General features: G+C 63.9%; 11 protein-coding genes. 9 read left to right on the top strand and 2 right to left on the bottom strand.

Going from position 1 to position 10,996, the window contains the following annotated elements:
• On the top strand, window positions 1-257 hold a 257-nt coding region (locus D477_RS23055), incomplete at its 5' end, for a hypothetical protein (RefSeq protein ID WP_005266552.1).
• Window positions 258-311: 54 nt separating this feature from the next.
• Here D477_RS23055 and D477_RS01425 read toward each other — a convergent pair.
• On the bottom strand, window positions 312-938 hold the full coding sequence (locus D477_RS01425) for a hypothetical protein (RefSeq protein WP_202804070.1): 627 nt from the start codon (window positions 936-938) through the stop codon (window positions 312-314).
• A 136-nt stretch (window positions 939-1,074) separates the two neighbouring features.
• On the opposite strand from D477_RS01425, the gene D477_RS22135 reads away from it, so the two are divergent.
• Together D477_RS22135 and D477_RS01420 are read left to right on the top strand one after the other, a co-directional pair.
• Window positions 1,075-1,659, top strand: coding sequence for a hypothetical protein (locus D477_RS22135; RefSeq protein WP_150109941.1), 585 nt, complete (start codon window positions 1,075-1,077; stop codon window positions 1,657-1,659).
• A gap of 211 nt (window positions 1,660-1,870) precedes the next feature.
• Window positions 1,871-2,491 (top strand): recombinase family protein, encoded by a 621-nt coding sequence (locus D477_RS01420; RefSeq protein WP_005266548.1) that lies wholly within the window; start codon window positions 1,871-1,873, stop codon window positions 2,489-2,491.
• Between the two features lie 190 nt (window positions 2,492-2,681).
• Here D477_RS01420 and D477_RS01415 read toward each other — a convergent pair whose 3' ends face one another.
• Window positions 2,682-3,371, bottom strand: a complete 690-nt coding sequence (locus D477_RS01415; protein ID WP_005266547.1) for a GntR family transcriptional regulator — start codon at window positions 3,369-3,371, stop codon at window positions 2,682-2,684.
• Window positions 3,372-3,570: 199 nt separating this feature from the next.
• Here D477_RS01415 and D477_RS01410 point away from each other — a divergent pair, with 199 nt between their 5' ends.
• The 6 genes from D477_RS01410 to D477_RS01385 form a co-directional block, all read left to right on the top strand.
• Complete coding sequence (locus D477_RS01410) at window positions 3,571-5,625, top strand: hydantoinase/oxoprolinase family protein (protein WP_005266546.1); 2,055 nt, start codon at window positions 3,571-3,573, stop codon at window positions 5,623-5,625.
• Window positions 5,622-7,247 carry a hydantoinase B/oxoprolinase family protein gene (locus D477_RS01405; protein ID WP_005266545.1) on the top strand — a complete coding sequence of 542 codons (1,626 nt, stop codon included), beginning with the start codon at window positions 5,622-5,624 and terminating at the stop codon, window positions 7,245-7,247. Before D477_RS01410 ends, D477_RS01405 begins: the two co-directional genes overlap by 4 nt.
• 11 nt (window positions 7,248-7,258) lie before the next feature.
• Window positions 7,259-8,530, top strand: a complete 1,272-nt coding sequence (locus D477_RS01400) for a pyridoxal phosphate-dependent aminotransferase (RefSeq protein WP_005266544.1) — start codon at window positions 7,259-7,261, stop codon at window positions 8,528-8,530.
• Between the two features lie 4 nt (window positions 8,531-8,534).
• Entirely contained in the window at window positions 8,535-8,939 is a 405-nt protein-coding gene (locus D477_RS01395) for a RidA family protein (protein ID WP_005266542.1), read from the top strand.
• Entirely contained in the window at window positions 8,932-10,041 is a 1,110-nt protein-coding gene (gene solA, locus D477_RS01390; protein ID WP_005266540.1) for an N-methyl-L-tryptophan oxidase, read from the top strand. Before D477_RS01395 ends, solA begins: the two co-directional genes overlap by 8 nt.
• Window positions 10,042-10,095: 54 nt before the next feature.
• Window positions 10,096-10,996: MFS transporter (locus tag D477_RS01385; RefSeq protein WP_005266538.1), on the top strand; the 901-nt coding region annotated here is incomplete at its 3' end.

The following is a 10,996-nucleotide window of genomic DNA, read 5'->3' as shown; positions in this document are numbered from 1 at the left end:
GCGAGTCCGAGGAGAAGTTTTTGCAGCGCCGAGCGGAAGCGGAGCAGACTGCTATTCGCAATTTGACTGCCAACGTCCAGGGAATGTTGGAGCAGGGCGCCGATTTGGATCAGGCGATAGCGCTGTCAGCCATATACACGCCGGTTTTCATAGCCGGCCGCATTGAGGGCTCATCCAGTATCGGGGCACTCACACATCTCCAGCGCCGGAACGAGCTCGGGATGCAATCAAATGCGGGCGTCCTTGACGAGTCCTAGCAGGCACGAGATGGCTTGACTGATGTTGCGTCGTCCTCCGTGGGGCATGCGCACTCAGGCAGATGGAAGGTTCTGCACGGGGTCCGATTCCGGACCACCGAGCCAATAGAGCGCGACGTCGACATCTCTTGCAGACCAAATGTGGCCGTGAATCTCCGCTGTTGACCGCAAGACTTCCACCAGTTCCATGTAACGCCCGTACCTGCCAGAGGCACTGGACAGTGAGAGACCCAAATTCTCCAGCCCCGTTTGGGCACGCCGATCGTATACCGCCATCCGCTGCGGAGCAGCAGCTAGCAGGAGCGCTGACGCAAGGGCATCCCCTTTCTCGAAGCCGGGCAACGGCGAGAGCGCACGTCGGCCAGCAGAAGCCGCCTCCGGCACGCTCAATGACGCTTCGTTTACCGCAAACACTGCCTTCTCCGTCACCGCCCGGACTCGACTCTCATTCATGGTCATCAGCTTGCGAACCCAAGGCGTATCCGCGCGCAGACGCTTCCAGAACAGCAAGGACCCAATATCGGCCTTACCTATGCTGGCCCTCGATCGGATTCGCTCGGCCACTTCGGTGAGCACCTCGTCGTAGGCCGCAGACGTGTTCGCCATATAAGCGGCGTGAGCGTTTCGCAGAGCCGCCCACTGCGGGTCGAGGACTTGGGAATTTGGATCCGCTGCATTCACGCTTTGAGCATGCCATAGGCCGAACACCGCTTCGCACTTGAATGTCCGTGACTCCCCCATCTCGCAAAAGGCCGGCCTAAAGTAAGTTAGTGCGAGCCGCCCTTTTTGCTCCGCGGAGATAGCGAATAATAGTTGGATGAGCGAATCGGATATTTCTTTCGGGCGTAAACTGTTCAGAGCGGTTGGCCATCCCACTGGAACAGCTCTTTTGGTTGCCGCTCTTGCATTTGCTGGAGGTCTCGTCGGTGGATTCCAAGCTGGGTCCGCCACGACCGAGGCAGCCGAAATTGAAACGCGGGCGGTACAGGAGAACGAACACCGCGAGAAACGGCGCCAGGTTTACGCGGACTACCTGAGTTCGGCAAATTCCTACAACAGCGCGACCGGGGCATTTTTTAGAGCGCTCGGCAGGATTCCATCCGATGCGGAAACCGAGGCCGCTATTGCTCAAATAGAAGACGAGGTAGGCGCGTTTGAGCAGGCGCGGCATGACTACCAAGGCAAAATTAATGATTTGTATGTCTATGGCAGCGATGAAGCTTGGATAGCGCATACGGGCCTTGCCTCCACACTCCCTGAAGCTCTGGGAAACGTCCCTAACCGGCAGATCGATGCAGTTGATGAGCAGGCGTTCGGAGAGGCGTATCAAGCTTTTATGGGTGTCTTCTGCCGGGAAGCTGTTCCAGAGCCAAGAGACGGATGCCTACGCGCTCAAAATTAAGCGACGCCGGATCTCCTAAGGAACAGAGTAGCTTCCATCCAAATCGTCAAATTGGCGCAACATAGGCATGGTTCGTCAGGTTGAGGTACACCCCAACCTGACGTCAGAGAAGCCATCGAATACTGTCAGAATAGGAGTCTGATTTCTGTTTACTGACACTTCTGGATCGAAGTCATAGATTACAACCTGACGCTCACGGGTTGGAGGAAGGATGACAGGCCAGCGGATCGGATACGTGCGAGTCAGCACCCTAGATCAGAACGAGCAGCGCCAGCTCGAAGGCCAGATGCTGGACCGGGCGTTCACTGACAAAGCCTCCGGCCGCGACACCGCCCGCCCCCACCTGAACGAACTGCTCCGCTTCGCCCGTGAGGGCGACACCGTCGTGGTGCACAGCATGGACCGCTTGGCCAGGAATTTGGACGACCTGCGCTCTCTGGTTCAAAAGCTGACTCACAAGGGAGTACGGGTGGAGTTCGTCAAGGAAGGGCTGGTCTTCACAGGAGAGGACTCCCCCATGGCCCACCTGATGCTCTCGGTCATGGGAGCCTTCGCCGAGTTCGAACGCTCCCTTATTAAGGAGCGCCAACGTGAGGGCATCGCCCTGGCCAGACAGCGCGGCGCCTATCGCGGTCGGAAAAAGACGCTCTCCTCAGAGCAAGCGACCGAGCTGGTTGCCCGTGCGGCTTCGGGTATCCCGAAATCGACACTGGCTCGGGATTACGGGATCGGCCGGGAGACGGTCTACCAATACCTGCGTCAAGCCGCAGCAACCACTGTGGATGGGGTGCCGCTGATCCCCGCCGCTCCGCCACTCATGCCTGGAGCGTGACTGGAGTTGCATCACCAGCTTTAGAGCACCTCTCTGGTTCTCAGCCGTACAGAAGAATTAATCCATCGGGTACCGGGACCCTCTTGGGCCCGCCGCTCTCGAGCAGATTGCGGCGCTACCGCGTCTCACCCCTCAGAGCCGCGCCCCTGAACCCGCACGCCTGAGGTTGCTAACGGCACCCTTCGCCGCCCTAAACTGCCTGCGATTTCACAAGTGCCTGTGAGAGCCGTTCATAAGCGCCAAGAAGGTGTTGTTCGGTGAGGAGCACGAGCTTTGGGGCATTACGGGCCACGAGTGCCTGCAGCAGTTCGCGGTGCTCGTCAATGGCAATGCTCCGGCTGGTCTCCGCGGACACATTCCGCGATACGAGGAAGAACGTCACCTGCGACCGGATGTCCTCCCATGCCCGGTAGAGCCGGCCATGGGCTGAGGCTCGGTAGATCACGTCGTGGAACTCGACGTCGAGGTGGCTGAGCCGGATCAGGTCTTCGGCTGCCAGCGCCGCTTCCATCTTGGACAGGACCGCTTCCATCTCAGCGAAGTGGGCGGGAGTGGCCCTGGAAGCGGCGCGTTCGGCGGCCAAGGTCTCCAACGACCGTCTCAGGCTGTAGATCTCCTCGACGTCCGTCGCGTCGAGGGTCGAAACACGCGCCCGCCGTCGCGGGGCGGAATAGACCAGACCTTCGCGCTCCAGGTCCCGCAGGGCCTCCCGGACCGGTCCCCGACTCACACCCAGCATCGTGGCAAGTTCGGTTTCCGGCAGTGGATCTCCGGGCGCGACCTCGCCGTTGAGGATCAGTGCGCGCAACTGCGGCAGTACGTGGACATGTAGCGGCTCGGGTCGAACCTTCTGGACATGCAGCGAGCCGTTGATTGCCATGTGCCCAGTATGCACGAGCTTCTGCAAAGTGTTAACCAAATCTGCGAGGAGATTTTCTGCAGAGTTCAAAAACGCTGCAAGATAGCGCCCCTCCTGTGGTCCCACAAATCTCTCGACGTTAAAGTGTTGACAGTTTGCAGGAATGCAGCGACTCTGGTGTGACTGGCGTCTCAAGGCCGTCTGAGAGATCGGAGCAGTAGTGCAAGAACAACTGGAGCAACTCGCTGAACGTCCCGAGCACGGGTACCGGGTCGCCATCGACACTGGAGGGACGTTCACTGACGTCACTGTCGCCCGGCCGGACGGGACGATCTTCGTCGCCAAGGTTTCCTCCACCCCGGAGGCCCCGGACGCCGCAGTCATCGAGGGCCTGCGGCAGGCGTTAGGAGACCTCGAGGTCGGTCCCGGCGAGGTGACCCGTTTCGTCCACGGAACGACTGTCGCGACCAATGCCCTCATCACCCGGGGCGGGGCCCGCGTCGGCCTGGTCACGACCGCCGGGTTCGCCGATGTCCTCCAGATCGGCTACCAGACGCGACCCCAGCTCTACGCCCGCGATTCCCGCCGCCCCGAACCTCTGGTTGCCAGGGAACACACGTGGGAGGTGGAGGAGCGGGTGGCGCACGACGGCACCGTCCTGACGCCCCTTGACGAAGAGAAGCTCAAGTCCCTGGCCGAGGAGATCGCCCGGAGCGACCTCGACGTTGTCGTCATCTCCCTCCTTAACGCCTATGTGAACCCGCGCCACGAGCAGCGCATCGCAGAGTTCCTCCGGGCGACGCCGTCCGCTCCGGCGGTGGTGGTCGCGACCGACATCTCGGGCGAACTCCGCGAGTTCGAGCGCACCTCGACGGCAGTGCTAAACGGGTACGTCCAGCCAAAGGTCGACTCCTATCTTGAACGGCTGGAGGGCAGCCTCAAAGACCTTGGCGTCAAGCCCAAGCTCTGGGTCATGCAGTCCAACGGAGGGCTGATCAGCGGCAGCTCTGCCCGCGAGCAGAGCGTGCGTACTCTCCTCTCCGGCCTTGCCGGCGGCGTCATCGGAGCTGCGCGCTGGGCCAAGCAGCTCGGATTGCCACGGGTCATCAGCTTCGACATCGGCGGAACCAGCACCGACATTGCGCTGATCCGGGACGGGGTCCCCGACGACATGACCTCGGGTGAGATCGAGGGCTTTCCGATTCGGCTCCCCGCCGTCGACATCCATACCATCGGCGCCGGTGGCGGCTCAATCGCCTGGACCGATAGCGCCGGCGCTCTGCGTGTCGGCCCGCACTCCGCCGGCGCAACGCCCGGCCCCGTCTGCTACGGCCGCGGGGGCACGGAAATCACCGTCACTGACGCCCACCTGGCGCTCGGGCGGCTCGGAACCCGGCTCCTCGATGGCCGGCTCGAGCTGGACAAGGAATCCGTGGAGGCCACGCTGAACCAGCTCGCCACCAAATTGGGGATGACCGATGACGAAACCGCGGCAGGCGTCCTGCGGGTCATCGGCTCGACAATGGGCCGCGGCGTCCGCAAGGTCAGTATCGAGCGCGGCATCGATATCCGCGACTGCACGCTGATGGCTTTCGGAGGCGCCGGGCCGCTTCATGCGGCAGACCTGCTCCAGGAACTGCACTTCAAGTCCGCAGTGATTCCGCCCCACCCCGGGGTCTCTTCGGCGCTTGGCATGCTCGATGCAGCCGTTCGCTCCGATTTCGTCGCGACCATCCCGTCCCAAAGCGACACCCCGCAGAAGGTTCAGACGCTCCTCGATGAGCTCGAAACCCGCGCCGGCGAGTTCCTTGCGACCGAGAACCTCGCCGGGCAAGGCGCTCTTGTCACCCGGTCCGTCGACCTCCGCTATAAAGGCCAGAGCTACGAGCTGACGGTCCCGTGGGAGGAATCGCCCGACGCCCAGCGCGCCGCCTTCGACCGGCTTCACAGGGAGTCCTACGGCTTCGCGGACGACCAGGCCGAACTCGAGGCCGTCACCGCCCGCGTGAGCGTCGAAGTCCCGACCGCCGAGACGCACCGCGAGGCCTCGGCGGGCGGCGCCCATTGCGACCCCATCGGCCACCGGCCGGTCTACTTCGCCGGCGGCTGGATGGACACGCCGATCTACCGGCGCGCCGACCTGCCCGTCGGGGTCGATGTCCCCGGCCCTCTCGTCGCCGAGCAGCTCGACTCAACCGTGGTCGTGGGGCCGAACCAAATTTGCCGGACCGACGAGTTCGGGTTCATGCACATCGTCAAGGGAGAACAACGATGACCATCGCAGCTGCCCAGCCCGCTATTCGGCTCACCCCGGTCGACATTGAAGTCGCCCGGAACCGGATGGAGTCCATCGCCGAGGAGGTCGGGATGGCCCTCATCAGGACCTCGTACTCGCCCAACATCAAGGACCGCCGCGATTGCTCCGCGGGCCTCTACGGCCCGACCGGACAGCTGATCGCCCAGGCCGAGCACATCCCGCTGCACCTGGGGCTCATGCCAACGCTTGTTCGCCGCAGCCTCGAGCAAGTGGGCCTCGAGAATATCGCTCCCGGCGACGTACTGCTGACCAACAACCCCTACCTTGGCGGCTCCCACCTGCCTGACATGTGCGTCATCACACCCGTCTTCGTGGGCGATCGCCTCGTAGCTGTCGTCGCCAACATGGCCCATCACGTGGACGTCGGCGGCATCGCGCCGGGTTCGATGGCCACGAACACTGTCGAGATCTTCCAAGAGGGCGTCCGAATCCCGCCCGTGAAGCTCTACTCCCGCGGCGAGCTCGCCCAGGACTTGCTGGACCTGGTCCTGACTAATGTGCGCACCCCGGACACAACACGCGGTGACCTCGTTGCCCAAGTCTCCGCGAACATGCTCGGCGGCCGGCGCCTGCACGAGGTGCTGGACGAATGGGGAGCCGACTACTTCAGCGCGGCCTGCGACTCCCTCGTGGAGTACGCGGAACAGCGCACACGTGCAGCCATCTCGCAGTTGCCGGACGGGACGGCGCGGTTCACCGACTATCTGGAGCACGACGGCACAACCGACCAAAAAATCCCGATCACCGTCGAGATCACCAAGTCGGGCGACGAGCTGTCGTTCGACTTCAGCGAGACGGCTGACCAAATCGCCGGAGCGCTGAACTGCTCCTACGCGATCACGGAAGCCTGCGTCGCCTACACCGTCAAGCTCCTCACCGACTCCACACTGCCCTCAAATGAAGGGCTGATGCGCCCGATCACCGTGCGGACCCGCCCCGGAAGCCTTGTCTCGGCCGTGTTTCCGGCCCCGGTGGCCAACGGCAACACCCAGACCTCGATGCGTCTGGTCGATGCCCTGCTCGGTGCCTTCCACCAGATCGCTCCGGACGTGGTCCCCGCTGCCTCCAGCGGGAGCCAGAACATCCTCACCATCGGAGGAATCGACGACTCCACCGGCGGTTACTTCTCTTACGTTGAGACGTACGGCGGCGGCCAAGGTGCCAGCGCGGACCTGAATGGTGGTGATGCCGTCCACACCCACATGACGAACACGAGGAACACCCCGTGCGAAGTCATCGAGCGGGAGTACCCGCTGATGGTGAAGCGGTACGAGATCGCCACCGGGACCGGCGGCAGTGGCCTCCACCGCGGCGGCGACGGTCTCATCCGCGAACTCGAGGTCACGACCTCGGCAGCCACCGCCGTCGTCGCCACGAGCCGCGTGACGACCCGCCCCTGGGGGCTCAACGGCGGCGAGCCCGGCCAAGCTGCCAAGGTATGGATGGCCACCGACCGGGAACCCATCGAGCTGCCCTCGCTCTGTCGACAGGAACTCGCAAAGGGTCAGACCATTGCCATCCAGACCGCCGGTGGCGGCGGCTTCGGTCCTGCCGCCACCCCGACCGCACCCACTCGTTAGAAGGAGCACAAATGACCATGCAGAACCACACCGCGGGACCCAAAGAGAACCGCTCCGCTTCCAAGACCAGCAGACGCGTCCACGCCGCCGGAATCGACGGACGGATCGACGGCGTCACCGTCCGCGAGGCGGACCGTCGACTCCTGGCCTGCACCGGTCCGGATGCCCTCGACACCACACACTTCGACACCGTCCGTTTCCCCGCCCCCGAGTGGGCAGAGGAGCTGTTCGCGGAAGCGGCGGCCGACGGGAGCCGCGCCTACTCGCTGTACCGCGGTAGCGACGAGGTCCGCGCCGCGCTAGCGCCGGTGCTGACCGACTGGCTGGGCTTCGACGTCGACGCAGACCAGAACATCCTGCTCACACCGGGAACCCAAGCCGGCCTGTTCACCTCGCTCACCTCACTCGTGGACCCGGGTGACGACGTAGTCCTCTTCGACCCCGAGTACCTGTTTTCGGAGCGCATCCTGACTTTTCTCGGAGCCAACATCCGGAACGTACCGATCCTCACGGATGGCGCCCATCCGACGATCGATTTCGAGCGGCTGGAGTCGGTGCTTCGCGAGGGGCCGAAGCTCATCGTCTTCTCGCACCCAAACAACCCCACCGGCACCGTTTACCCGCAGGCCGTGCTCGAGCGGATCGCTGAACTTGCCGTTCGGTACGACGTCCAGGTGCTCGTAGACGAACTGTACAGCCGCCTCGTCTACCCAGGCACCACGTTTGTGCATCTGGCTTCGCTGCCGGGGATGCGGGAGCGCACAGTCACGTTGCTCGGGCCGTCCAAAACCGAATCGCTAAGCGGCTACCGGCTCGGCGTCGTCGTTGCCCCGGACCACGTCGTCGAGGTCGCCGAGGATGTACTGGCGTTCACATCGCTGCGCGCCCCTGCCTATGCGCAGAACGTGCTGAAGGGCTGGCTCGTGAAGGACGTTGAATGGGTCGCCGAGAGGGTGGCTGACCTCGCCAAGATCCGCCAGTTCACCATTGCCAAGCTCTCGGAGCTCGAGTGGCTCAAGATGTCGCCGCAGCAGGGCACCGCGTACCTTTTCGTTGACGTCCGCGCTCTGGGGCTGCCGGACACGGAGATCGCCGAGGCTCTTGCCCGCGAGGCAAACGTGCTAATCAGCCCGGGATACCAGTTCGGACCTGGTGGCGTGGGCCACCTCCGCATCTGCTTCGCGCGGGACGAGGAAGAATGGCGGATCGCACTCGGCCGCATTGTCGACGTCCTCCAATCCCTCTACGAGCGCGCCACCACCGCAGCGGTTCCGGTGGGCTGACCCGATGTTTCAGGCAACCGCAGTAAGCACCCAATCAGCGCCGCCGCCGGCGGGCCACTACAGCCAAGCCGTGGTAGCGGGCCCGTTCGTCTTTCTTGCGGGGCAAACACCCAGGACCCGAGACGGGGTCCGGCACGTTGACAAGCCGTTTGCGGAGCAGGCGCGGATCGTCCTGGACAACCTGGCCGCCGTCGCCGCGGAGGCGGGCGCCAGCCTGAAGGATGCGGTCAAAGTAACCGTGTTCCTCAAGGATCCTTCCCAGGCCGGCGAATTCGACACGATCTACCGGGAATACCTCTCCGAAGGGTCCGTCCCACCCGCCCGGTCACTCGTCCAATCAGACCTTCCCCACGGCCAGCTCGAGGTAGAGGCCATCCTTCTAATGACAGGCGCAATAACCCATGTATGACGCAATTGTGATCGGGGCAGGGCTGACCGGCAGCTCAGCCGCTTGGGCGTTGAGCCGCCGGGGCCGGTCCGTGCTGCTTCTTGAGGCCAACGACCTGAACCATACACTCGGGAGCTCGCACGGCACATCGCGGATCTTCCGCACGGCGCTGGCCTCGCCGCTTTACGCGGCGATGGCCGGCCGCGCCCAGCGCCTGTGGACGGAACTTGAAGACGAGTCCGGGACGGGGCTCCTCCGCTACACGGGCGCCCTGGACTTCGGGGAGGCCCGGCGCCCGGGCGAACTGCACCGGGCCGTCGTCGCCAACAACGTGGCGTGCGAACTGCTCTCCCCAGAAGCGGCGCAGGAACGCTGGCCGTTCTTTCGGTTCCCGACGCAGGTCCTCTTTCACCCTCAGGCGGGCGTGGTCAATCCGGAGGCCGCGATCCGGGCCATGCTTTCGGTAGCGACCGGCAGGTACGGTGCCGAAGTCCGGACCAATACGCGGGTCCTCAAGGCGCGCGAGGATTCTGACGGTGTGCACGTTGAGACCGACGGCGGGACGTTCCGTGCGCGGTCCCTCATCGTTGCCGCCGGTCCATGGCTGCCGGAAATCCTCCCAGAAATTCTCACCGAGGCGCCGCAGCCCGAGGTGCGTGTCACCGAGCAGAACGTTTTCCACTTCCGGCAATCCCGGGCCGGCGACGAATGGCCGGTGTTCGTCTACAAGGGCCATGCACAGCTCTTCGGGCTCCCCTCGGGAGGCGACGCCGGGCCGGAGCCGGCCATCAAGGTCGGCCGGCACGACCCCGGCAAGCGGGTAACCCCCTCCCACCGCGACGGGGTCCCCACAGAAGAGAACCGCGAACTCATCACCCGCTTCGTGGAGGAATGGCTACCCGGCCTGGAGCCACGGTCAATCCGTGGCGACGCCTGCCTCTACACCACCACGTCGAACGACGACTTCATCCTCGACCGCATCGGCCGAACCGTTGTCGCTTCGCCCTGCTCCGGACAGGGGGCGAAATTCATGCCAGCAGTCGGTGAGGCAATCGCCGATCTGGCTACTGAAAACGCGCCGACCGAAGAGGCTTTCGCCCTCATGGCGCATGCGCAGCTCTGAGATCCCGCTGCACACGGTTGAAATCCCTACAACAATGGCGTTAGGACAACCATCATGACCGCAACCTCCAACGTGCAAGGCACTGAGGCGAAACTCTCCTCGGCGGACCGCCGACGGGCCACCCTCGCCGGCAGCGCCGGCATGTTCATAGAGTTCTACGAGTACGGCATCTACGGCGCCATGGCGCCCATCATCGCGCAGGTCTTCTTCCCGCAGGACTCTGGTCCCGTCGGAATCCTCGCGACATGGGCCATCTTCGGCGTAACCTTCCTCTTCCGCCCGCTGGGCGGCATCGTCCTGGGCGTGCTGGGAGACCGGTTTGGCCGGAAGCGGGCCCTGCTCATGTCCATCTGGATTATCACCATCGCTACGGTGCTCATCGGGCTCACCCCCGGGTACGCGGCCATCGGCATTGCCGCCCCGGTCCTGCTCCTCCTCCTGCGCCTGGCTCAGGGATTCTCGGCCGGCGGCGAGGTCTCGGCGGCCATGACATTCGTCGGCGAACACGCCGAACCCCGCCGACGCGCCTTCTCCGTATCATTCGTCCAGGTAGCCAGCTTCGCGGCGCTGCTCTGCGGCACCTCGCTCGGCATAGTCCTGACGTCCCTGCTCGACGATGCGGCCATGAATTCCTGGGGCTGGCGCATCCCGTTCCTCGTAGCGCTGCCGCTGGGGCTCGCGGGTCTGTGGATCCGACGCACGATCGGCGAGACGGAGGTCTTCGAGCAGGGCAAGAAGGAAGGCAAGATCGGCAACAGCCCATTCCGGGAGATGCTAAGTACGCCGGCGAACCGCCGCAACGTCGGCATCGCCATGGTTCTACCGATCCTAAACGGCGTCGGCTACTACGTGATCTTCAACTACCTGCCAACGTACCTGTCAAAATCCCTCAACTTTGCGGCATCAACAAGCTTCATCATCACCTCGATCGGGCTCGCCATGCTGTGCCTTTCCA

Source organism: Arthrobacter crystallopoietes BAB-32 (assembly GCF_000328305.2).
Lineage (GTDB): Bacteria > Actinomycetota > Actinomycetes > Actinomycetales > Micrococcaceae > Crystallibacter > Crystallibacter crystallopoietes_A.
The sequence above is the reverse complement of the archived record's forward strand: the minus strand, read 5'-3'. Positions and strand labels throughout refer to the sequence as shown.